Genomic DNA, 21,802 nt, shown 5'->3' with positions numbered 1-21,802 from the left:
ATGACATGAGTGCTATTGTTGATATTATCGGTCGCGAAATCCTGGACTCGCGCGGTAACCCGACCGTCGAATGCGATGTGTTGCTGGAATCGGGCGTGATGGGCCGTGCGGCCGTGCCGTCGGGTGCCTCGACCGGTTCGCGCGAAGCCGTGGAATTGCGCGATGGCGACGCCAAGCGCTACTTCGGCAAGGGCGTGCTGCAAGCATGCGAAAACATCAATACCGAAATCTCCGAAGCCATCATGGGCCTGGACGCCAATGAACAGGCTTTCCTGGACCGTACCCTGATCGACCTGGACGGCACGGAAAACAAATCGCGCCTGGGCGCCAACGCCATCCTGGCCGTCTCGATGGCTGTCGCCAAGGCTGCCGCTGAAGAAGCGGGCTTGCCGCTGTACCGCTATTTCGGCGGTTCGGGCGCCATGCAGATGCCAGTGCCGATGATGAACGTCATCAACGGCGGCGCGCACGCCGACAACAACCTGGACATCCAGGAATTCATGATCATTCCCGTGGGCGCCCCGTCGTTCAAGGAAGCCGTCCGCTACGGCGCGGAAGTATTCCACACGCTGAAAAAGATCCTGCACAAGAAGGGCCTGAACACCAACGTGGGCGACGAAGGCGGTTTCGCGCCATCGCTGGCCAACCATGAAGAAGCCATCAAGCTGATCATCCAGGCCATCGAAGAAGCGGGCTACGAGCCAGGCACGCAGATCGCCATCGGCCTCGATTGTGCCGCGTCCGAGTTCTACAAGAACGGCAAGTACGAAATGGAAGGCGAAGGCCTGAGCCTGACGGCCACCGAATTCACCAACCTGCTGGCGACCTGGTGCGACAAGTACCCGATCATCTCGATCGAAGACGCGATGCATGAAGGCGACTGGGACGGCTGGGCGATCCTCACAAAGGAACTGGGCAAGAAAGTGCAACTGGTCGGCGACGACCTGTATGTCACCAACACCAAGATCCTGAAAGAAGGCATCTCGAAAGGCATCGCCAACTCGATCCTGATCAAGATCAACCAGATCGGCACCCTGACGGAAACCTTCGCCGCCATCGAAATGGCCAAGCGCGCCGGTTACACGGCCGTCATTTCGCACCGCTCGGGCGAAACGGAAGACTCGACCATCGCCGATATCGCCGTGGCCACCAATGCCCTGCAGATCAAGACCGGCTCGATGTCGCGTTCGGACCGCATGGCCAAGTACAACCAGCTGCTGCGTATCGAGGAAGACCTGGGCGACATCGCCAGCTACCCTGGCCGCGATGCGTTCTATAATCTGAAGTAAGCTGATGTAAAACCCACTGGCCGGCCGGAGATGTTCCGGCCGGTTTTTTAACTGAATGTCCCATGCGCCTGATTACGCTCGCCCTGGCAGCCCTGCTGCTGTTGATACAATTTCCCCTCTGGCTGGGTAAAGGCGGCTGGCTGCGTGTTGCCGACATGGAAGCCCAAGTGGCGGTGGCCAACAAGAAGAACGTGGAATTGAAGGCGCGAAACGCCAAGCTCGAATCCGAAGTGCGCGACCTGAAAGATGGTACGGGCGCCGTCGAGGAGCGTGCCCGCTATGAGCTGGGCATGGTCAAACAGAATGAGATTTTCGTGCAGATCGTGCGCAAGGGCCAGACCCCGCCACTGCTGGAAACACCGGTGGACGCTGCTGCGCCACATTAAGACAGTACTAACTTCCCACTTGCCAGCCTGGACCGATTGCCAGGCTGACATATCACATGACTACCTTGTACTTATTACCTTGTACTGCTGCACACGACTGGCCGCATGGCGCGGCGTGCTGCTACTGCCTTGCTGCTTGCTGATCAGAAACGGGCCTTGCCGGTCGTGATCAGGTAAAAGTGGATGCCGGTGACCACGACGGCCACGGCGATCAATGCGGTTTCGAGAAACATCATAAAAATTCCTTGTTAATATTTAGTGAGCTAAAAAAACGTCCAGGGCCAGGCGCCAAGCCGAAGACAATACGTCAGTACGGCGAGGCGCAGGCAACGCCGCCATGAACGTTTTTTAACCGCGCGACGCCAGGAAGCGCAGTTCTGCGGCCAGATTCGGCATCAGCTTTTCGTAGCGGTTCGCTTCCGAGTTCAGCAGGGCGAAATCGCGCTTGCTTGGGCGCACATAGCGCTGTTCTTCATCGGTGACGCTGCTGGCGATGACTTCCTTCTGCGCCAGTTCGCTGTATGGCTTGGAAGCGAGCAGGGCGCCCAGGAAGGCGCGCGTGGCGCGGCCCAGGTTGCTGAAGTAGTTATTGTTGTCGTTGCTGTAGGTGTTGGTAAAAGTGGACATATGCCCTCCATGAATGGTCTGTTGTTGCATTGCACAATAATGGAGTTTGCGATATGCGTCCAATTTCAAATTCCAATTTCAGAAATTCAAGAAACGCATAATAAGGGCGTAGCCATCGGCCACGCCCTGAAAATGAATTTGTTACGAAATGTTTATCCGACGGCGATGCGTCCCAGACCCGGATCGTCGCTGAAAAAGCCGTCCAGTCCCGTCTCGATATAGCGCCGCATTTCCGCCACGGAACCGGCCTCGTTGCGCGCATTCTCGCCATTGCCGTCGCGGAAGTCGGCCGCCAGGAAACGGTTTTCCGGACGGAAGGTCCACGTGTGCAGCAGCAAGCCCGCCTGGTGCGCATCGTCGACGATGGAAGAGGGCTTGGCCAGGCGCTGGTCGGCGCCCAATGGGATGACGCCCCGCGTGGGCGGCGCCACCACGTCCGCGTAGGCGGCGATGTCGCGCAGGCCGGACGGCGTGATCATTTGCCCGAAGGTCAGCTTGCCGTCCGCCTTGGCCACATCCATCGGGCGCACATCGCCGCCCACCACCAGTTGCATCAGGCGCACGTTGGCGCGCCGTCCCAGCTTTTCGCGCAGGTATTTCAGATTCGCCACTTCGAAGGACTGGATCTCGATCGGCGCGCGGCGCGTGTACTCGTGCGCCAGCATGGTCGACAGGAAACGGTCTTCCAGCGCCAGGCCCGCATCGCGGAAGTAGGTCGAGCTTTTCAGTTCCGGCACGAGGCCGATGATGCGCCCGCTGGCGGCCGATTGCGCTGCAACAAAATCGATGATTTCTTCCCACGTCGGGATCTGGAATTGTCCATCATATAAGGTGTTGCCGGTGCGTACTTTCGGCAGCCGTTCGATGGCGCGCAGGGTTTTCAGCTCGGCCAGGGTGAAGTCGTCGACGAACCAGCCTTCGTGCCATTCGCCGTCGACCAGCTTCTTGCCGCGCCGGCTGGCAAACTCGGGACGGCGCGCCACGTCGGTGGTGTCGATCAGGTTGCTTTCATGGCGCGCCACGAGGATGCCGTCGCGCGTGGCGACCAGGTCCGGCTCGACGTAGTCGGCGCCGTCGAGGATGGCCTTGGCGTACGACGCCAGCGTGTGCTCGGGACGCAGGGCGCTGGCGCCGCGGTGGGCAAACACCAGCGGACGCGCCGGTTTTGTCTCCAGCAGGCCGGCCGCGAAGCCGGGCGCGGCGGCCAGGGCCAGGCCGCCGGCGGCCGCCCGGACAAAGCTGCGGCGCGAAAGGTGACGCCGGGGCAGAGCGGGCGCGCGCATCAGAAATCCGCCGTCAAGGTGAGGAAGCCCTGGCGCGGGGCGATCGGGAAGGTGTTGTACGTCTTGTCGGCCGCGCCCACCACCACGTTCAGCGCGCCTTTGCGGTTGGCCAGGTTGCTGACATTCACTCTCCAGCGCGGATTTTTCAGCCAGCCGGCCATGGCCGGCAGCTTGCCCGACACGCCCAGGCCCATCAGGAAATAGCTGGGGACGGACAGATCGTTGGTGTACGTCGCGTAGCGCTTGCCCACATAGTCTCCCGTCAGTTGCACTTCGATATCGCCAACCGTGGCGGAAGCGACGAACTTGTTCAGCCATTCAGGCGAGCCTGGCACGTTCTTGCCCGCCGTCAGCACCAGCGCGGCGCCATTGTTGTAATTGTCCGCGTACTGCGAGCGGTTGTACGACAGGGCATTGTAGAACGAGAAATTGTTGCCAAAGTGGACGGTGCCCGCGATATCGATGCCGTCCGTGCGCACGCTGCCCACGTTGGCCAGCACGGGGTTGCCGCCGATGATGGAGGAAATCACGGGCGTCGGGCTGATCTGCAGCAAACGGTTGCTGAAATCGACGTGGTAGACGTTGACTTGGCCATCGATGGCCGTGATGGCGCCCAGGTTCAAGGCGTGGCTGCCGCGCACGCCCACTTCATAGGTGAGGGCCGTTTCCGGCTTGGCATCGCGCTTGAACAAATCAAACGCGGCCTGGCTCGACAAGCTCCACGGCGAGGCGCCGCCGCCGCCGTAGGTGACGAACTGGCGCATGTTCTTCTGGATATTGAAGTACAGCTGGTCTTGCGGCGTAAAGTCCCAGCGCGCGCCCACTTGCGGCAAGAACCATTTTTTCGTGTTGATGGTACCGACCGGCAAGGCCGTCGAGCCGCCGGAAATGGCGCCCTTGGCCGGCTGCACGGGGAATTGGCCATCGGCAAACTGCAGGCTGGACTTGAAACCGGCCTGCAGGGCGATATCGGGACGGATGCGCCATTCATCCTGCAAGTGCAGCTGCACCACCTTGTTGTCGATCTCGCTGCCGTATTGCGTGATCAAGGGATTGCTGGGGCGGTCATACGGCGACGTGGGGTTGTTGACGTCCAGCGCATACCAGCGGCGGTAGGCGGACGAGCGATTCTGTTCCAGCCACAAGCCCGCTTCCAGCTGATGCTCGCCGATTTCCTTGCGCAGGGTGGAAATGAAGCCGCCGCGCTTGATGTCGTATTCCGTCGTGCGCACGGCGTAGCCCGAGTTGCCGAAGACTTCCTTCAGGTTCTGTTTCGGGTAGTACACGCTGAACAGGCCCGGCAAGCCGGCCACGCCGATGGGGCCGGCCACCACGCCCGCGCCGTCATCCTTGTGGTAATACACCTGGTTCGACCATGTCATGCCTTCGGACAAATTGGCGTCGAACTTGGCGTAGGCCAGGTAATCGGTGCGCTGCGCATCGCTGTAGTAATTGCGGTAATTGTTGCCGTCCGCGGCAGGCGTCGCGCCCGTCGGCGACAGGTAGTTGAGGGCCGCCTTGAAATCCGGATACAGGAAGGGACGCGTGTACGGCGCGCTCGTTTCGCCGGCGACGTGCACGGTGCTGTCTTCGTTCGGCTCGATCTTGTCCGAGTAATTGAAGAACAGGGTCAGCTTGCCCGCCTCGCTGCGGTTGACGTACTTGGCGTTGAACTGGTCGCCGCCCTGGCGCGCATCGAAGTCCCAGGCGCGCGCTTCGTGGTGCAGGATGGAAAAATAGGCGCTGCTGCCGTCGCCGAAGGCGCCCGTGTCGTAGCGGGCAAACGTGCGCGAGGTACGGTGGCTGCCCACCGTTTGCTGCACGCTGGCGCCCTGTGTGGCCAGCGGGTCGCTGGAATAGGTTTCGATGGTGCCGCCCAGGTTGCTGGTCGAGGCCGTGGCCAGGTCGCCCGCGCCCGAGGACAGCACGACGCTGCGCACGTTTTCGCTGATCACGGCGCGCTGCGGCGACAAGCCGTTGTAGTTGCCGTACTGCTGGTCACCGAGCGGCACGCCATCCATGGTGTAGCCCAGTTGTTGGCCGGAAAAGCCATGCACGAACAGCGACAGGTTCTGCTCGTTGTTGCCCCATGGATCGGCCGTCTGGAAGCTGACGCCGGGCAAGGTTTGCAAGGCTTTCAGGGGATTCGTGCCGGGCAGGATTTTCTGGATTTCACTCTTGCTCAGGGCGACGGAAGAACGCGTCTTGCGCGAGGAAATCTCCACGGTGGTGATCGGGGCATTGTCGTCGGCAGCCGGGGCAGCGGCCATGTCGGTGGCGGCGGACGCCACGGCGGCGGCGACGGCCGTTTGCGCCAGGGCCGGCAGGCTCAAGCCCGCGGCGCAAGCGCCCAGCAACACGTGAAAGGAATGGCGGCGCAGGGCCAGCGTCAAGTGGGTGGTCATCATCAGCCTGTGGAAAGTGGGAAGTAATACAAGCTGCGCAGCGTAACGGCGGCGCGTGACGGGCTGATGACGAACTGATGACGGGAAGATGACAGTAGAAACAATTGCGCCGCCTGAGGGGCGGCGCGGAGATTATTACAATTAGTTAATGCTGGCGGCTGGCGGGATGAGCACTTCGGCCGGCGCATCCGTGATGAACAGTTGCGCGCAATCGACCTTGTCGAACTCGTAGTGCTGGCCGCAGAAATCGCAGTTCACGCCCACCTGGCCCACTTCTTCCAGGGTGCTGTTGACTTCTTCCTCGCCCAGCATCTTGAGCATATTGCCCACTTTTTCGCGCGTGCAAGTGCAATGGAAGCTCGGGTGCAGCGGGTCGAAGACGCGGATCGTTTCTTCCCAGAACAAGCGCTGCATCAGGGTATCGATGTCCGTCGACAGGATTTCCGCCTCTTTCAGGGTCGACGCCAGCATCACGGCGCGGTTCCACGTGTCCAGCGCATCTTCTTCCGACACAGGCGTCGCTTCGGCCTTGCCGCCATGGTGTGGCAGCTTTTGCAGCAGCAGGCCGCGCGAGACGGTGTCGTCCGTGGCCAGCCACAGGCGCGTATCGAGCTGTTCCGAGCGCAACATGTAGTTTTCGATCACGGTGGCCATGTCGTCTCCGTCCAGCGGCACGATGCCCTGGTACGGTTGCTGGCCCGGCACCTTGTCGGCCGGGTCCAGGGTGATGATGAAGCGGCCCTTGCCCGTGGCGTTGAGCAGCTGCGGCACGGTGGCCACGTCGGGAATCGTGGCGTCCGGGTCCAGCTTGGCCGTGGCGCGCAGGCGCAGGTCGGAATCGCACTCGACCACCATCAGGCGCACGGGACCGTCACCGTGGATTTGCATGATGATGGAGCCGTTGAATTTCAGGTTGGCCGACAGCAGGGCGGCGGCGGCCACCATTTCGCCCAGCACTTTTTTCACGGCCGTCGGGTAGGCGTGGCGCGAGACCACTTCCTGCCAGGTGCCGGAAACGTCGATGAACTGGCCGCGCACGGCGGCGTTGTCGAAAATAAATTTTTGCAGGGTATCCTGGCCGGTAAGGGCTGCGCTGACTGCGCCCGTGGTTTCAGTCGTCATTCTTTTATCCAATCTTCTTGAGTTGCGTATTAAATAGCTGGCCGCGTTGCACATAGTTCACGGCGTTGCCTTGTAGCCTGGTGATATCGTCTGCCGTCAGGGCCCGCACGGCTTTCGCCGGTGAGCCGATGATCAGCATATTGTCGGGAAATTCCTTGCCTTCCGTGACCAGCGCGCCCGCGCCGACCAGGCAGTTCTTGCCGATCTTCGCGCCATTCAGGATCACGGCCTGGATGCCGACCAGGGCGCCATCGCCGATCGTGCAGCCATGCAACATTGCCTGGTGGCCGATAGTGACGTTCCGGCCGATGTCGAGCGGATAGCCCGGATCCGTATGCAGCACGGCGCCTTCCTGCACATTGCTGTTGGCGCCCACGGTGATGCGTTCGTTGTCGCCGCGAATCGTGGCGCCGAACCATACGGACGTATTCGCTTCCAGGGTCACCTTGCCGATCACATTGGCCGTGTCGGCAACAAAAGCGGAAGCATCAATCAGCGGCGCATCGGCGCCCAATTGGTAGAGTGTCATCGTTAGCCTGTGGCGGTGGTGGAAGCGCCGGGCACGGCCGGACGCGGAAGTTTTGCGCTATTTTACGCTGTTGCAGGGCAAGTCCGAGCGCCGGGCATTAATCCGGTATAATTATCGAACGGTCGTACTTTTATGCGCGCCCTATCTACAGACACAGCATGTGGCGCCATCTGCGCCACTTTCAAGGCAGGCATCCGATGAAACCCATGAAACTTTCCCGTTCCGAATTCATCAACATCCGCGGCGCCCGCACGCATGTGCGCCACTGGGGCCGCGAAGGCGCGCCCATCCTGTTCATGGTGCATGGCTGGATGGACGTGGCAGCCTCGTTCCAATTCGTCGTCGACGAGTTGCAAGGCGACTGGCATGTGATCGCGCCCGACTGGCGCGGCTTTGGCCTCAGCGACTACACGCAATCGGATACCTACTGGTTCCCCGACTACCTGGCCGACCTGGACGCCATGCTGCTGCACTATTCGCCGGATGCACCCGTCAACCTGCTGGGCCACAGCATGGGCGCCAACGTGGCCGGCCTGTACGCGGGCGTGCGGCCCGAGCGCATCAGCCGCTTCATCAACCTGGAAGGCTTCGGCATGATGGCCACCAAGCCGGAGCAGGCGCCGGGCCGCTACGCCAAGTGGCTCGATGAATTGCGCGAGCCGCCCGCCATGCGCAGCTATCCCACGCAACAGGCCGTGGCCGGGCGCCTGCAAAAGACCAATCCGCGCCTGCCGGACGAACGCGCGGCTTTTCTCGCCGAACACTGGTCGGCGCAGAACGAGGCGGGCGAGTGGGACATCATGGGCGACCCGCAGCACAAGCGCGTCAATCCCATCCTGTACCAGGTGGAAGAGGTGATGGCCTGCTGGCGCCGCATCACGGCGCCCGTGCTGTGGGTGGAGGCCGATGACACGAATATGTGGCAATGGATGGGGCCCAAGGAGCAGGCGCGCATCGAAATCGACCGGCGTTTGGCCTGCATCAAGGATGTGCGCTGCGAGATGATGCTGGACGCGGGCCACATGCTGCATCATGATCAGCCGCAAGCATTGGCACGGCTGGTGGAAGCCTTTTTGGCCTGATGTGTGTCGGGAACGCTGCAGCGCTATTTGACAAGCAGCGTACAATGAAAACTTCTTCCATGCTGAGCCCGTGCAGGGTATTGTTTTCACATGCTTAAAGTCGACCTGCATTGTCATTCGAATATCTCCGACGGCGTGCTGTCCCCCGCCGCCGTGGCCGCGCACGCACGCAAGGCGGGCGTCGACGTGTGGGCGTTGACGGACCACGATGAAGTGTCCGGCATCGCCGCCGCGCGCACGGCCGCGCTGGACCTGGGCATGCGCTTCGTGGCCGGCGTGGAAATTTCCATTACGTGGGCTGGCGAAACCGTGCACATCGTCGGCTTGCAAGTCGATGAAAATAATCCGGGTCTGGTGCAGGGCTTGCACCAGACGCGTTCCGGGCGCGACGCGCGCGGCCGCGAAATCGCCCGCCAGCTTGACCTGGCCGGCATCCCCGATGCCTATGAAGGGGCCTTGAAATTCGTCGGCAACCCAGACCTGATGTCGCGCACGCACTTTGCCCGCTACATCGTGGAAACGGGCAAATGCGCGAACATCCCCGACGTGTTCAAGAAATACCTGTCGGAAGGCAAGCCGGGCTACGTCGAGCACCGCTGGGCCACCCTGGCCGAAGCGGTGGGCTGGATACGCGGCGCGGGCGGCGTGGCCGTCATCGCCCATCCGGGCCGCTACCGCTTCAGCGACATGGCGCAAGGCGTGCTGTTCGATGAATTCAAACAACTCGGCGGCGTGGCCATCGAAGTCGTCACGGGCAGCCACAGTCCGGACCAGTATCCGGAATACGCGCAACTGGCCAACGCTTACGGCTTCCTCGCCTCGCGCGGCACGGATTTCCATGCGCCGGGCGAGTCGCGCGTGGATTTTGCCATGCTGCCGCCTTTGCCAGCCAACGTCACCCCGATCTGGCACGACTGGTTTTAGCTGACAGCCAGGCAAATCTGCTGCGCGGCGCGCTTTGCGGCCGGCGATGCTCACCGTACTCCAGTACGGTTGCGCTTCTCGGCCACAAATCACTGCCGCTCGCGACGATTTTCCTGGCTGCCGATGCGCCGTCGTGTCGCTGCTTGAAATCTGCGTTAGCGTGCATATCTTTTTGTTATTCTTGTTATACATAGTCATCCGGAGCCATCGCCCATGAAACGTATCGTCCTGTTTATCGCAACCAACCTGGCCGTGATGCTGGTGCTGTCGCTCGTGCTCAGTTTGCTGGGCGTGGGCAATCCGGCGCGCGGCAGCACCCTGAACCTGGGCAGCCTGCTGGTGTTTTCGCTGGTGGTGGGCTTCACGGGTTCGATCTTTTCATTGTTGATCAGCAAGCCGATGGCCAAGTGGAGCACGGGCGCGCGCGTCATCGACAACCCGACTTCGTCGACGGAATTGTGGCTGGTCAATACCGTGCGCGCCTTGTCCGAGCGGGCCGGCATCGGCATGCCGGAAGTGGCCGTGTACGAGGGCGACGCGAATGCGTTTGCCACGGGCGCCTTCAAGAATTCCGCGCTGGTGGCCGTCTCCACCGGTTTGCTGCAAAACATGAACCGCGATGAAGTCGAAGCCGTGCTGGGCCACGAGATCGCCCACGTCGCAAACGGCGACATGGTGACCCTGACCCTGATCCAGGGCGTGGTGAATACCTTCGTCGTCTTCATGGCCCGCGTGGTGGGTTTCTTTGTCGATAACGTGCTGTTGAAAAATAACAACCGCGAAGGCGGCGGGCGCGGCATTGGCTATTTTGTCACCGTCATGGTGTGCGAAGTGATCTTCGGCTTGCTCGCTTCCATCATCGTGGCCTGGTTCTCGCGCCAGCGCGAATTCCGCGCCGACGCCGGTTCCGCCAAGCTGCTGGGCAGCCCCACGCCGATGATGCACGCGCTGGCCCGCCTGGGCGGCGTGCCGCCGGGCGAGCTGCCGCAATCGATGCAGGCGCTGGGCATCAGCGGCGGCAATGGCGGCTGGGGCGCGCTGTTCGCCACCCATCCGCCCCTCGAACAACGCATCGCCGCGCTGCGCGGCGTACAATAATGCTAACTTAACAAGCTGGTTCGCCAGAACGCTTACACATGAGTCAATTTTTCCAGATTCACCCTGACAATCCGCAAATGCGCCTGATCAAGCAGGCGGCGCAAATCATCCAGTCCGGCGGCGTCGTGGCCTTGCCCACGGATTCCTGCTACGCGCTGGTGTGCCAGCTCGACGACAAGGGCGCCGTCGAGCGCCTGCGCCGCATCCGGGGCGTGGATGAAAAGCACCATTTAACCTTGCTGTGCCGCGACTTGAGCGAGCTGGGCGTGTATGCCCGCGTGGACAACCGCCAGTTCCGCCTGCTCAAGGCGGCCACGCCGGGCGCCTACACTTTCATCCTGGAAGCGACGAAGGAAGTGCCGCGCCGCCTCAGCCATCCTTCGCGCAAGACCATCGGCCTGCGCGTGCCGCAGCACCGCATCGTGCAATGCCTGCTGGAAGAGCTGGGCCAGCCGCTGCTGGGCGCGACATTGACTCTGCCCGGCGATGAAGACAGCCTGACGGACGCCGACACGATCCGCGAACGGCTGGAAAAGCTGGTCGACCTGATCATCGATGGCGGCGTCTGCGCGCATGGCCCCAGCACCGTGATCGACCTGACGGGAGCGGAGCCGGAAGTGGTGCGCGTGGGACGGGGCGACCCGGCCGTGCTGGGTTTGTAGGCGGCATCGCAGGCCTGTTCTGGCGCCGTTCTTCATCTGTTCTTAATGACAACGTAAGAAAGAGCCTAGTTCGCCTCTGGTAGAATCGCGGTCATGAGCGATTTCAATACGATAGTCCAGACCGTTGCGGTGTACCTGGTGCCGGTGCTGTTTGCCATTTCCCTGCATGAGGCGGCGCATGGCTATGCCGCCCGTTATTTCGGTGATCCCACGGCCTCGAACGAAGGCCGGCTGAGCCTCAATCCCATCCGGCATATCGACCCTTTCGGCACGATCTTGCTGCCCCTGATGCTGTATTTCACGATCCAGGTGCCGTTCGGCTATGCCAAGCCGGTGCCTGTCGATTTCAGCCGCCTGCGCAATCCGAAGAAGCAGATGGCCTGGGTGGCGTTTGCCGGTCCTGGCGCCAATTTCGTCATGGGCCTGGGCTGGATGATCGCCTTTGTCGTGCTCAGCGTGATGCCGCCGACGGAAATGGGCATGTTTTTCCGCAAGATGGCGGGCGCCGGCGTCAGCGTGAATGCGGCCATGTTTGTCTTTAACCTGATTCCCGTGCCGCCCCTCGATGGCGGACGCATCATGACGGGCTTGCTGCCGATGCAGCTGGCGCGTCCTTACGCCAGTATCGAGCGCTACAGCCTGTATGTCTTCGGCGCCCTGGTGCTGCTGATGTACACGGGCGTATTGAACCGCGCCTTGCTGGCGGCGATCGAATTTGTCATTGGCATTTTTGTCACCCTGGTCACGCCCCTGACAGCCCTGTTGACTTGATGCAAGCAACTGGATGGACGCAAATAATTGATGGAAGTACCGATGCAAGTAACTGAACCAATATTAGAAACCGAAGCGATTTCCGGCTGGCTGCGCCGCTGGGCGCCCCTGATCCCCGGCGGCGAAGTGCTGGACCTGGCCTGCGGCGCGGGCCGCCACGCGCGCCACCTGGTAAGCCTGGGCCACCCCGTGATCGCGCTCGACCATGATCCGGAAATGCTGGAAAAGGCGGCTGGCACGGGCATCACCACGTCGCTGGTGGACCTGGAAGGGCAGGGCGCCGTGTGGCCTTTCGCCCCCGGCCGTTTTGCCGGCATCGTCGTCACCAATTACCTGCACCGGCCCCTGCTGGAAGCCATGATTGCCAGCCTGGCGCCCGATGGCGTGCTGCTGTATGAAACGTTTGCTGAAGGCAATGAGCAGTTCGGCAAGCCGTCGAATCCGAAGTTCCTGCTGAAGGAAGGCGAAATGCTGACCTGGGCGGTCCAGCACGGCTTGCGTGTGGTAGCGTATGAGGATGGGCGCGTGGAACAGCCAAAAGCTGCTCTGGTGCAACGAATTTGTGCCGTCCGGCCGGATTTTCCACGGTTGGCAGCCCTGCTGCCGACGTTTTGAGCGGCCATACTATGTCAGAATGCACCACAGGCGCGGGCTATCCGCTACAATCGTTGTTTTATTTATCGGCGCTATAAACTTACTATGATCAAGGGCAGCATTGTAGCAATCGTCACCCCGATGCACGCAGACGGCAGTCTGGACTTTCCAGGCCTGCGCAAGCTGATCGACTGGCATATCGCCGAGGGTACGGACGGCATCGTCATCGTTGGCACGACGGGCGAATCGGCAACAGTCAGCGTGGAAGAACACTGCGAACTGATCCAGTTGACCGTCGAACATGCCAAGGGACGCATTCCTATCATCGCCGGCGCCGGAGGCAACTCCACGGCCGAGGCCATCAAACTGACGCGCTACGCGAAAGAAGCGGGCGCCGATGCTGTCTTGCAAGTGGTGCCGTACTACAACCGTCCTACCCAGGAAGGCATGTACCAGCACTTCAAGGCCATCGCCGAAGCCGTCGACATCCCCGTCATCCTATACAACGTGCCTGGCCGCACGGTTGCCGACATGAGCAACGAAACCATTGTGCGCCTGTCCGCCATCCCGAATATCGTTGGCGTGAAAGATGCGACCGGCAATATCGGCCGCGGCATCGACCTGCTGCGCCTCGTGCCGGCCGACTTCGCAGTGTACTCGGGCGATGATCCGACCGCCATGGCGCTGATGTTCTGCGGCGGCCACGGCAATATCTCCGTGACGGCCAACGTCGCGCCGCGCGCCATGCACGACATGTGCGTCGCGGCCATGGCGGGCGAGCGCGCCACGGCGATTGGCATCAATAACAAAGTTTTTCCTTTGCACCAGAAATTGTTTGTCGAGCCCAACCCGGTGCCCGTCAAATGGGCGCTGGCCGAAATGGGCCTGATGCCAGCCGGCATACGCTTGCCACTGGTGCCGCTGGCTGAGAATTGCCATGCCACCGTGCGCGATGCCTTGCGCGACGCTGGCATCCTGTCTTAAGCCGAACTTCAAGCCCGGACTCGACCAGTCCGGACCTTCCCTGATTCCAGCTGCTACTTAGCTTCTTATCCAGTTACGACATGACTAATTGCAAGAAAACCAAATCGGCGCCTGCCACCATCGCCGTCCGCGGCATCGTCATCGGCGCCGTCGCAGCCAGCCTCGCGGGCTGTGGCATGATCAGTTCGGTAGTCGGTGGCGACAAGGTCGACTACAAGTCGGTCAAGAAAGCCGGCACCCTGGACGTGCCGCCTGACCTGACGCAATTGCAGCAGGACAACCGTTATTCCTTGCCGGATTCGAAAAATGGCGTGGCCACGGCTTCCGGCTACAACGCGCAGCGCAACGCCACGGCCGGTACGCCCGTCGTCGTGGGCGCCGACGGCGTGGTGGGCGTCGTGCCTGTCACGGCAGGCGGCGTGAAGGTCGAGCGCGCGGGCAACCAGCGCTGGCTGGTCGTCAAGCAGTCGCCTGAAGTGCTGTGGCCGCAGCTCAAGCAATTCTGGGAAGATTCTGGCTTTACCATCGCCATCGACCAGCCGACGGCTGGCATCATGGAAACAGAGTGGAACGAAAACCGCGCCAAGATCCCGCAAGATATCATTCGCAGCACGATCGGCAAGGCTTTCGACGGCCTGTATTCGAGCGGCGAAAAAGACAAATACCGTACCCGCGTGGAGCGCCTGGCCGATGGTTCGACCGAGATCTACATCAGCCACCGTGGCGTGGAAGAGGTTGTCACGGGCCGCGACAAGGAAACCACCACCTGGACCGCGCGTCCGAACGATCCGGGCCTGGAAGCGCAATTCCTCGCCAAGTTGATGACGCGCCTGGGCGCGGCCAGCGACGATGCGCAGGCGAAGACGGCTGTCGATGCCGCCATCGTGCAGCCGCAGCACGCCAAGCTGGTGGGCGACGCCGCCACGCCGGCGCGCGCCATCGAAGTCGATGAAAGTTTCGACCGCGCCTGGCGCCGCGTCGGCCTGGCACTGGACCGCGTTGGCTTCACCGTGGAAGACCGCGACCGCACGCAAGGCACGTATTTCGTGCGTTACGTCGATCCGGATGCCGTCAAGAAAGATGGCTTCTTCTCGAAACTGTTCAGCTGGGGCTCGTCGTCCGACAAGGACAAGGGCGCGCAGCGCTACCGCGTTCTGGTCAAGGCCGGCAATGGCTCGACCAGCCTGGTCAGCATTCTCAGCAACGAAGGCCAGCCGGATGTCTCGCCAGTGGCAGAGAAGATTCTGGGTCTGCTGAATGACCAGTTGAAATAAGGTTCGCTGAGTGGCGGCTATCAAAAGCTGTCACACATCATAAAAAAGGCTGACCCGGTAAAAACCGGGTCAGCCTTTTTATTTTGGGTATGCAATAGGTGCTTGCGGCGTCCAGCAAAACCGTGGCGAGCGACAGTGATTGGTGGCCAAGAAGTGTAGCCGTACTTGAGTACGGTGAACATCGCAGGCCGCAAAGCGCGGCGCGGTAGGTTTGCTTGGGCGTTTGCCCAATAAAAAAGCCGGCCCGAAGGCCGGCTTTCTTTAGTGCAGGGTGCTAAATTACTTAGCAGCCGATGCAGCAGCCGAAGCAGCCGAAGCAGCGTCGGTAGCGGCCGAAGCGGCAGCCGAAGCAGCAGCAGCAGCGTCGGTAGCGGCCGAAGCAGCAGCGTCAGCAGCAGCAGCTGGAGCAGCTTCAACTGCTGGTGCTGGTGCTGGGGTTTCAACTACTGGTGCTGGTGCAGGAGCTTCTTCTTTTTTGCTGCAAGCAGCCAGAGCAACAACCATCAGGGAGGCGATCAGCAGGGATTTTTTCATTTGTTTTCCTTAATTATTTCAAAAAATAAATCAATATTGTTGCGATGAATAATTACCGGTAATTATCGCTCGTTAGGTCGTCTTCGAAGGCTTTTCGTACCAGGTGGTGCCTGCCAGACAACGGAAACTTCCTAACCGAATATTATAGCGATTTTTGGTGCGTCGCAATAGGAGCAAGAGGCAAATTCGCAACTATTTTGTGATATCGCAATATTTGCCGAAGCAAATTGCAAGCAAGTGTAAGCGATTTGCGAAAGCGCGACAAAACGATATAAAAATAATATGTTTTATTGCGCTAGCGCAGATGCCGATATTCCCCCTGCTGTAATACCACTTTTACTACGCTGCACCCATTCAAGCCAGTTCGATCCAGCCATCCTGATACCAGGTATATAAGGCATCCATCACGTCATCGGAAGCCTGGGCTACGGCTGTGCCATCGAGGGCGCGTTCGTTGGCCAGGGTTTCCAAGGCCGTTTTATCGGCCTTGCCAATGGCAAACGATTCGCCATTGATGAAGACATTCTTGCCACGATACAGCATCAGCGTCTTGCGCGACAACACGACACCCTTTTTCTGTGCGGCGTCCGCGAAGCGGCCCACCGTTAGCGGCTTGGACAGCGGCGTGAAAAATACATTGTGCTTCGGTTCCGACAGGTGTTCACCGAGGAAAATGGTCACATCTTCTTCCGTGAAGCGCACCTTGTTCATTTCTTCCGTGATGGTGCTGAGCATTTCACGGGGGATTTCCGCCGGCTTGCCCGACGCCTTCAGGTCCGGATCGCTATAGATGCCCGGCAAGTCGATCGAGTCGGCCATGAATTGCAGGAAGGCTTCGCCCAGTTCCTGGAACGATGGCGAGCGGAAGCCGATCGAATACGTCTGGCAGTCGCCGATGGCCACGCCGTCGTGCGCGTAGTGGGGCGGCAGGTACAGCATGTCGCCCGGTTCCAGCGTGAATTCTTCGTCGGGCGTGAAGTTGCTGAGGATTTTCAGCGGCAAGCCGTCGATCAGGCTCAGGTCTTTCTGCGCGCCGATGCGCCAGTGGCGCTTGCCCTGGCCTTGCAGCAGGAACACGTCATACGAATCGAAATGCGGGCCCACGCCGCCGCCATCGGTGGCGAAGCTGACCATCAGGTCGTCCAGGCGCGCGTCCGGCAGGAAACGGAACTGGCGCAGCAGGGCGTCGGCCTTGGCGCTGTGCAAGTTGGCGCCCTGTACCAGCAAGGTCCATTCCTTCTGTTTCAGCGAGGGCAGGCTGGTCAATGGACCTTGCTGCATGTTCCAGTGGCCATCCGCATGGCTGACCAGGCGCGATTCGACGTGGTCCAGGGTAGCCAGCTCGGCCAGGGCCTTGAAATCGAACAGTGCCTTGAAACCAGGCACAGCTTGACGGATCAACAAGGGTTTTTTATGCCAGTAGTCGCGCAGGAATTGCGCCGGCGTGATATCGCCGAGGAGAGTTAATTTTTTCATGCGCCCATTATAACAACCGGAAATGCAGGAATGCGCCTGCCGTTGGCGGCGTGAAGGTATAATTTGCCAGCTTATACAATGAAAGGAAGCATAATGAAGATTGCCAAAAATACGGTCGTGACTGTCAACTACAAACTGTCAGACGCGCAAGACAATCTGATCGAAGACGGCCGTCAGCCTATGGTCTACCTGCACGGTGATTATGAAAACACCCTGCCGAAGATCGAAGAAGAGCTCGACGGCAAGGAAGTTGGCTATTCCAACACGATCCAGATCGAACCGGATGATGCTTTCGGTGAATACGATCCAGCCCTGGTGAAGGTCGAGCCGCGCAATCGCCTGCCTGAGCCGCTGGAAGTGGGCATGCAGTTCGAAGGCATGCCGGAAAGCGATTCGCCGGACGAAGAAGCGATGATCTTCACGGTCACCGATATCGCCGACGACAAGGTCGTGCTGGACGGTAACCATCCACTGGCCGGCATCGCGCTGCGCTTCTCGCTGACCGTCGCTGACGTGCGCGCAGCCACCGACGAAGAAATCGCCCATGGCCACGTGCATGGCGCCCACGGCCATGACCATGGCGATGAAGATGATGAAGGCGAAGAGGGCGACCACTTCCGCACCCACCCTATTCATTAACACCTGACCAAACCTGCTGCGCGCAGCGGGGCGCGGCCGGCGATGCTCACCGTACTCTAGTACGGTTGCGCTTCTCGGCCACGCCGCGCAGCTGCTCGCTACGGTTTTGTCAGGCGTCGTGACGTCTGTTGGGCGTGACGCTGCTTGAATGAAAACAGGCCGGCTACATGCCGGCCTGTTTGCTTATGCGCTAACGGCGCACGGTCGACGCCCTGGCCCTGGCTTGTGCCGATGGCCTGACGGCGCGTTGACGCACCTCAAAGAATGGCGTCTTGCCGGGCCGTACGGCGATGGCGGCCCAGTCGTTGTTGATGCTGACGTGGCCCAGGTTGCCTTTCCAGCTGATCTTCGGCCCGCCTGTTTTGGCTGCGGCTTTTTTGGTTTTCCCCTCCTTGCCATCCGTGTCGCCATCGCGCTGCGTATCGACCAATAACACCTTGCCGCTGAACTTCTTCGCCAGTGTGCGGATCTGCTTGCGCGGTCCGGCAAAGCCGTCCTGTTTCGAACTGAAGCTGGGCAGCAGCGAATTGTCGTCTTCATCGAGCACGCCCGCGTCGCCATCGGAAAACAGCACGATGCCGTCGAGCTGCTTGCGTTGCGCCATGGCGAACAGGCGCTGCAGCCAGGAGCGGTTGGCGACCAGGCGGTCTTCGAATTCGCTGTTGCGTCCCGCTTCTGGCAAGAAATGGTTGTTGTTCGCGGGCAGGTTGACGGTAGCAAACAGCACGCCGCCGTATTCCCAGTGGGCGTTTTCCGCATAGCTGCGGAACTTCGCCGTCGATGACAGCCGCGACAGGGTCAGCCTGCGCTGGCCCAGGCTCTGGTCATCGGCAAAATACACGTCGCGCAGGCGGTTCAGGCGTTCGATCGCGTTGACCCTGCCGCGCGAATTGCGGCAGTTGGCCCAGTCGCTGGCCGACAGCGAAACGATCAGCGGCGGTCCGCTGGCGTCCAGCAAATCCTTGCGCTGGCCATACAGCTTGTCGCTGCACGATTCGCTGGCGGCCTTGATGCCGGTGGCCACGACGAACGAGGCATTGAAGGCGCTGGTGTCGGCGATGGCTTTTTTCAGGGGGCCGTCGTCCGGTCCCGCGTTGAAGGAATGGCCCAGCACGGCAAACTCGAAGCCGGCCTGGTCGCCCGGGGCGGCCAGCGCCGCTTGCCATGGCAGGCTGGCAGCCAGCAAGCCGGCGGCCAGCAGGCGTATCGAGCTGCGCCGGCAGGTCATGCGGCGGCCAGCCGTTTCAGCTGATACAGCTGTTCCAGCGCGTCACGCGGCGTGAGCGCATCGGGATCGAGGTCGGCGATGGCGTCGAGCAAGGCTTGCTGCGCCGCGTTCAGCGCTGCCAGCGGCGCCGCCGCTTCCTCTTCTTCCTCCTGTGCATACGGATCGGCTGCCGGTGCGGCGAACAGGTCGCGCTGCGGCGTGGCGTCGAGCGCCTGCGCTTCCAGGCGCGCCAGGTGCTTGCGCGCCGCCTTGATCACGGGCTGCGGCACGCCAGCCAGTTGCGCCACCTGCAAGCCGTAGCTTTGCGAGGCGGGACCGGCTTGCACGGCGTGCAGGAAGACGATGCTGTCCTTGTGCTCGACGGCGGACAGATGCACGTTGGCGGCGCTCGGGTGGCTGTCCGGCAGTTGCGTCAGCTCAAAGTAATGCGTCGCGAACAGGGTGAAGCTGCGGCTCGTATCGATCAGATGGCGCGCGATGGCCCAGGCCAGAGCCAGGCCGTCGAAGGTCGAGGTGCCGCGGCCCACTTCATCCATCAGCACCAGCGAATGCTCGGTGGCGCCGTTCAAAATCGCCGCCGATTCCGTCATTTCCACCATGAAGGTCGAGCGTCCGCCCGCCAGGTCGTCGGTGGCGCCGATACGCGTGAAGATGCGGTCGATGGGGCCGATGGTGGCGGAAGCGGCCGGCACGTAGCTGCCCACGTAGGCCAGCAGGGTGATCAGGGCCACCTGGCGCATGAAGGTCGATTTACCGCCCATGTTCGGACCGGTAATCAGGAGCAGACGGCGCTCGTTGACGAAGCGGCAATCGTTGGCGATGAAGCGTTCGATCTGCTTTTCCACCACGGGGTGGCGCCCTTCGACGATGTTGATGCACGGTTCCTCGACCAGTTGCGGCGCGGCCCAGTTGTGTTGCTGCGCATGTTCCGTCAGCGCATTCAGGGTGTCGAGCTGGGCCAGGCCTTGCGAGATGGTCTGCAGGGTGCCGATGTGCGGCGCCAGGTCGGCCAGCAGCAGGTCGTACAGCAGCTTTTCGCGCACCAGGGCCTTGTCTTGCGCAGACAGGGCCTTGTCTTCGAACACCTTGAGTTCCGGCGTGATGTAGCGCTCGGCGTTTTTCAGGGTCTGGCGGCGGCGGTAGTCGTCCGGCACCTTGTCCGTCTGGCCGTGCGTGACTTCGATGTAGAAGCCGTGCACCTTGTTGTATTCGACGCGCAGGTTGGCGATGCCCGTGCGTGCCCGTTCGCGCGTTTCCAGGTCGAGCAGGAACTGGCCCGCGTTTTCCGACAGCGCGCGCAATTCATCGAGTTCGGCGTCGAAACCGGTGGCGAAGACGCCGCCGTCGCGCACCATCGCGGCCGGTTCCTGCGCCACGGCGCGCACCAGCAAGTCCAGGCAGGCAACAGGCGTGGCCAGCGCCGTATGGATGGCGGCCAGCAAACCGGTTTCGCCGCCCTGGCCGCATTGTTCACCCCTATAGCAACGGACCACGTCGCCGCGCAGGGCCGGCAGTTGCAGCAAGCCGTCGCGCAGGGCGGCCAAGTCGCGCGGACGCGCCGACAGCAGCGCGATGCGCGTGGTGATGCGTTCGATATCGGGTACTTGCGCCAGGGTGGCAGCGAGCGGACCGGCCGCTTCGCTTTGCGCCAGCGCGGCGATGGCTTCATGGCGCGCGCGGGCCACGTTCTGGTCGCGCCGCGCATGGTGCAGCCAGTGGCGCAGCATGCGCGAACCCATGGCCGTGCGGCAATGATCCAGCAGGGAAAACAGCGTAGGCGATTCCTGGCCGCGGATGGTTTCGGTCAATTCCAGGTTGCGCCGCGTGGCCGCGTCCAGACCGATGAATTCGCTTTCCGTTTCCGTCGTCAGGGAGCGCACGTGCTGCAAGCCGCGTCCCTGCGTCGATTGCGCATAGCGCAGCAGCGCGCCGGCCGCGCCGAACGCGGCGCCGAGGCCATCGGCGCCGAAGCCCGTCAAAGTCGCCACGCCCAACTGGTCGAGCAAGGCCTTGTGGCCGCCCACCACGTCGAAATGCCAGTCCGGCACGCGGTTGATGTGCGTGCCCGCGTAGTCGTCGAACAGGTTGCCATTGTCGCCGCTGAGAATTTCAGCCGGCACGATGCGTTCCAGTTCCTGCTGCAATCGCACGGCCACGGTGCCGCTGTCGCCGGAAAACTCCATCAACTTCAAAGCGCCGCTCGCCAGCGACAGCCAGGCCAGGCCAGTGGTGACCGTCTTGCGCTGCGTGATGCTGCACATGGCCAGCAGCGGGCGCTCGGCCTTCTCTGGCAGCAAGTCCGCATCCGTCAGGGTACCGGGCGTGACGACGCGCATGACCTTGCGTTCGACGGGACCCTTGCTGGTGGCCGGGTCGCCGATCTGCTCGCAAATGGCCACCGACTCGCCCAGCTTGACCAGCTTGGCCAGGTAGCCGTCCAGCGAATGAAACGGCACGCCGCACATTTTAATCGGGTTGCCACTGGCCACGCCACGCGCCGTCAAGGTAATGCCCAGCAGGCGCGAGGCTTTCTCCGCATCCTCGAAAAACAGCTCGTAGAAATCGCCCATGCGGTAGAAGACCAACATCGTCGGGTGGTTTTCCTTGATGCCTAAATATTGCTGCATCATGGGCGTGAGTTTGCTCTTGGCGATGTTTGCCAGTTCGGTATTTGACTGCATATTCATTGTAAGTCTTTGATTTTAAGCGTTGTTCTGTGTGGTGTTCGTGTGCCTGGCGGAGCCTGCGCGCATCGTCGTCGCCCCTCGCCTTGCACGGCGGGGATGTTCATTGAATATACGCGTGATCAAATTTTCCGCAGCAGGCCACACTTTACCATCACCGGGTGGCGAGGGCTGCGACGACTTGTGAGGGGAGGGATGAATTTTTGTCAAA

Annotated in this window: 20 protein-coding genes; 11 read left to right on the top strand and 9 right to left on the bottom strand. The window is 61.4% G+C overall.

The window, feature by feature from the left end:
* Positions 1–5 precede the first annotated feature (5 nt).
* Positions 6–1,289 carry a phosphopyruvate hydratase gene (gene eno, locus LSO07_RS23020; protein WP_070260371.1) on the top strand — a complete coding sequence of 428 codons (1,284 nt, stop codon included), beginning with the start codon at positions 6–8 and terminating at the stop codon, positions 1,287–1,289.
* Between the two features lie 62 nt (positions 1,290–1,351).
* Positions 1,352–1,675, top strand: coding sequence for a cell division protein FtsB (gene ftsB / locus LSO07_RS23015; protein WP_010400534.1), 324 nt, complete (start codon positions 1,352–1,354; stop codon positions 1,673–1,675).
* Positions 1,676–2,023: 348 nt separating this feature from the next.
* Here ftsB and LSO07_RS23010 read toward each other — a convergent pair whose 3' ends face one another.
* The 5 genes from LSO07_RS23010 to LSO07_RS22990 form a co-directional block, all read right to left on the bottom strand.
* Positions 2,024–2,302: a hypothetical protein gene (locus LSO07_RS23010; protein WP_099394404.1), complete on the bottom strand. Its 279-nt coding sequence runs from the start codon at positions 2,300–2,302 to the stop codon at positions 2,024–2,026.
* A 152-nt stretch (positions 2,303–2,454) separates the two neighbouring features.
* The gene (locus LSO07_RS23005; protein ID WP_151096657.1) at positions 2,455–3,585 is read right to left on the bottom strand and encodes a glycerophosphodiester phosphodiesterase; all 1,131 of its coding nucleotides are present in this window, start codon (positions 3,583–3,585) and stop codon (positions 2,455–2,457) included.
* Positions 3,585–5,993: a TonB-dependent receptor gene (locus tag LSO07_RS23000; protein ID WP_225317397.1), complete on the bottom strand. Its 2,409-nt coding sequence runs from the start codon at positions 5,991–5,993 to the stop codon at positions 3,585–3,587. The genes LSO07_RS23005 and LSO07_RS23000 overlap by 1 nt, the downstream gene beginning before the upstream one ends.
* 138 nt (positions 5,994–6,131) lie before the next feature.
* The gene (hslO, locus tag LSO07_RS22995; RefSeq protein ID WP_070281206.1) at positions 6,132–7,112 is read right to left on the bottom strand and encodes an Hsp33 family molecular chaperone HslO; all 981 of its coding nucleotides are present in this window, start codon (positions 7,110–7,112) and stop codon (positions 6,132–6,134) included.
* A gap of 4 nt (positions 7,113–7,116) precedes the next feature.
* The gene (locus tag LSO07_RS22990) at positions 7,117–7,641 is read right to left on the bottom strand and encodes a gamma carbonic anhydrase family protein (RefSeq protein WP_070260363.1); all 525 of its coding nucleotides are present in this window, start codon (positions 7,639–7,641) and stop codon (positions 7,117–7,119) included.
* Between the two features lie 206 nt (positions 7,642–7,847).
* Between LSO07_RS22990 and LSO07_RS22985 the strand changes: the two genes are divergently transcribed.
* From LSO07_RS22985 to bamC, 8 genes are all read left to right on the top strand, one after another.
* Complete coding sequence (locus LSO07_RS22985; protein ID WP_070260478.1) at positions 7,848–8,723, top strand: alpha/beta fold hydrolase; 876 nt, start codon at positions 7,848–7,850, stop codon at positions 8,721–8,723.
* Positions 8,724–8,813: 90 nt separating this feature from the next.
* Positions 8,814–9,647, top strand: a complete 834-nt coding sequence (locus LSO07_RS22980; protein WP_151096656.1) for a 3',5'-nucleoside bisphosphate phosphatase — start codon at positions 8,814–8,816, stop codon at positions 9,645–9,647.
* A 213-nt stretch (positions 9,648–9,860) separates the two neighbouring features.
* On the top strand, positions 9,861–10,745 hold the full coding sequence (htpX, locus tag LSO07_RS22975; protein ID WP_151096655.1) for a protease HtpX: 885 nt from the start codon (positions 9,861–9,863) through the stop codon (positions 10,743–10,745).
* Positions 10,746–10,783: 38 nt separating this feature from the next.
* Positions 10,784–11,407 carry an L-threonylcarbamoyladenylate synthase gene (locus tag LSO07_RS22970; protein ID WP_034783341.1) on the top strand — a complete coding sequence of 208 codons (624 nt, stop codon included), beginning with the start codon at positions 10,784–10,786 and terminating at the stop codon, positions 11,405–11,407.
* 93 nt (positions 11,408–11,500) lie between these two features.
* The gene (locus LSO07_RS22965; protein WP_034783349.1) at positions 11,501–12,178 is read left to right on the top strand and encodes a site-2 protease family protein; all 678 of its coding nucleotides are present in this window, start codon (positions 11,501–11,503) and stop codon (positions 12,176–12,178) included.
* 42 nt (positions 12,179–12,220) lie between these two features.
* Positions 12,221–12,793, top strand: a complete 573-nt coding sequence (locus LSO07_RS22960) for a class I SAM-dependent methyltransferase (RefSeq protein WP_151096654.1) — start codon at positions 12,221–12,223, stop codon at positions 12,791–12,793.
* Between the two features lie 84 nt (positions 12,794–12,877).
* The gene (gene dapA / locus LSO07_RS22955) at positions 12,878–13,756 is read left to right on the top strand and encodes a 4-hydroxy-tetrahydrodipicolinate synthase (protein WP_151096653.1); all 879 of its coding nucleotides are present in this window, start codon (positions 12,878–12,880) and stop codon (positions 13,754–13,756) included.
* Between the two features lie 80 nt (positions 13,757–13,836).
* Positions 13,837–15,030 (top strand): outer membrane protein assembly factor BamC, encoded by a 1,194-nt coding sequence (bamC, locus tag LSO07_RS22950; RefSeq protein WP_034783356.1) that lies wholly within the window; start codon positions 13,837–13,839, stop codon positions 15,028–15,030.
* Positions 15,031–15,309: 279 nt separating this feature from the next.
* Here the strand turns inward: bamC and LSO07_RS22945 are convergent, their stop codons facing one another.
* Positions 15,310–15,564 carry a hypothetical protein gene (locus LSO07_RS22945; RefSeq protein WP_034783358.1) on the bottom strand — a complete coding sequence of 85 codons (255 nt, stop codon included), beginning with the start codon at positions 15,562–15,564 and terminating at the stop codon, positions 15,310–15,312.
* Positions 15,565–15,918: 354 nt separating this feature from the next.
* Positions 15,919–17,040 (bottom strand): cupin domain-containing protein, encoded by a 1,122-nt coding sequence (locus LSO07_RS22940; RefSeq protein ID WP_034783359.1) that lies wholly within the window; start codon positions 17,038–17,040, stop codon positions 15,919–15,921.
* Between the two features lie 93 nt (positions 17,041–17,133).
* On the opposite strand from LSO07_RS22940, the gene LSO07_RS22935 reads away from it, so the two are divergent.
* Positions 17,134–17,679, top strand: coding sequence for an FKBP-type peptidyl-prolyl cis-trans isomerase (locus tag LSO07_RS22935; RefSeq protein ID WP_034783360.1), 546 nt, complete (start codon positions 17,134–17,136; stop codon positions 17,677–17,679).
* A 190-nt stretch (positions 17,680–17,869) separates the two neighbouring features.
* Here the strand turns inward: LSO07_RS22935 and LSO07_RS22930 are convergent, their stop codons facing one another.
* Both LSO07_RS22930 and mutS read right to left on the bottom strand, forming a co-directional pair.
* Complete coding sequence (locus tag LSO07_RS22930; RefSeq protein ID WP_151096652.1) at positions 17,870–18,907, bottom strand: hypothetical protein; 1,038 nt, start codon at positions 18,905–18,907, stop codon at positions 17,870–17,872.
* Positions 18,904–21,594 (bottom strand): DNA mismatch repair protein MutS, encoded by a 2,691-nt coding sequence (mutS, locus tag LSO07_RS22925; RefSeq protein WP_151096651.1) that lies wholly within the window; start codon positions 21,592–21,594, stop codon positions 18,904–18,906. Before mutS ends, LSO07_RS22930 begins: the two co-directional genes overlap by 4 nt.
* Between the last annotated feature and the right edge of the window lie 208 nt (positions 21,595–21,802).

The organism is Janthinobacterium sp. PLB04 (assembly GCF_021165895.1).
GTDB lineage: Bacteria > Pseudomonadota > Gammaproteobacteria > Burkholderiales > Burkholderiaceae_D > Janthinobacterium > Janthinobacterium lividum.
The sequence above is the reverse complement of the archived record's forward strand: the minus strand, read 5'-3'. Positions and strand labels throughout refer to the sequence as shown.

What these genes read in the sequence shown, in the direction of transcription:
- ftsB (WP_010400534.1), top strand. Translation starts at nt 1,352, where the DNA reads ATGCGCCTGATTACGCTCGCCCTGGCAGCCCTGCTGCTGTTGATACAA.
- LSO07_RS22935 (WP_034783360.1), top strand. Translation starts at nt 17,134, where the DNA reads ATGAAGATTGCCAAAAATACGGTCGTGACTGTCAACTACAAACTGTCA.
- LSO07_RS22990 (WP_070260363.1), bottom strand. Translation starts at nt 7,641, where the DNA reads ATGACACTCTACCAATTGGGCGCCGATGCGCCGCTGATTGATGCTTCC.
- bamC (WP_034783356.1), top strand. Translation starts at nt 13,837, where the DNA reads ATGACTAATTGCAAGAAAACCAAATCGGCGCCTGCCACCATCGCCGTC.
- LSO07_RS22930 (WP_151096652.1), bottom strand. Translation starts at nt 18,907, where the DNA reads ATGACCTGCCGGCGCAGCTCGATACGCCTGCTGGCCGCCGGCTTGCTG.
- htpX (WP_151096655.1), top strand. Translation starts at nt 9,861, where the DNA reads ATGAAACGTATCGTCCTGTTTATCGCAACCAACCTGGCCGTGATGCTG.
- LSO07_RS22965 (WP_034783349.1), top strand. Translation starts at nt 11,501, where the DNA reads ATGAGCGATTTCAATACGATAGTCCAGACCGTTGCGGTGTACCTGGTG.
- LSO07_RS22945 (WP_034783358.1), bottom strand. Translation starts at nt 15,564, where the DNA reads ATGAAAAAATCCCTGCTGATCGCCTCCCTGATGGTTGTTGCTCTGGCT.
- LSO07_RS23000 (WP_225317397.1), bottom strand. Translation starts at nt 5,993, where the DNA reads ATGATGACCACCCACTTGACGCTGGCCCTGCGCCGCCATTCCTTTCAC.
- LSO07_RS23010 (WP_099394404.1), bottom strand. Translation starts at nt 2,302, where the DNA reads ATGTCCACTTTTACCAACACCTACAGCAACGACAACAATAACTACTTC.
- eno (WP_070260371.1), top strand. Translation starts at nt 6, where the DNA reads ATGAGTGCTATTGTTGATATTATCGGTCGCGAAATCCTGGACTCGCGC.
- LSO07_RS22985 (WP_070260478.1), top strand. Translation starts at nt 7,848, where the DNA reads ATGAAACTTTCCCGTTCCGAATTCATCAACATCCGCGGCGCCCGCACG.
- hslO (WP_070281206.1), bottom strand. Translation starts at nt 7,112, where the DNA reads ATGACGACTGAAACCACGGGCGCAGTCAGCGCAGCCCTTACCGGCCAG.
- LSO07_RS22940 (WP_034783359.1), bottom strand. Translation starts at nt 17,040, where the DNA reads ATGAAAAAATTAACTCTCCTCGGCGATATCACGCCGGCGCAATTCCTG.
- LSO07_RS22980 (WP_151096656.1), top strand. Translation starts at nt 8,814, where the DNA reads ATGCTTAAAGTCGACCTGCATTGTCATTCGAATATCTCCGACGGCGTG.
- mutS (WP_151096651.1), bottom strand. Translation starts at nt 21,594, where the DNA reads ATGAATATGCAGTCAAATACCGAACTGGCAAACATCGCCAAGAGCAAA.
- LSO07_RS22970 (WP_034783341.1), top strand. Translation starts at nt 10,784, where the DNA reads ATGAGTCAATTTTTCCAGATTCACCCTGACAATCCGCAAATGCGCCTG.
- dapA (WP_151096653.1), top strand. Translation starts at nt 12,878, where the DNA reads ATGATCAAGGGCAGCATTGTAGCAATCGTCACCCCGATGCACGCAGAC.
- LSO07_RS23005 (WP_151096657.1), bottom strand. Translation starts at nt 3,585, where the DNA reads ATGCGCGCGCCCGCTCTGCCCCGGCGTCACCTTTCGCGCCGCAGCTTT.
- LSO07_RS22960 (WP_151096654.1), top strand. Translation starts at nt 12,221, where the DNA reads ATGCAAGTAACTGAACCAATATTAGAAACCGAAGCGATTTCCGGCTGG.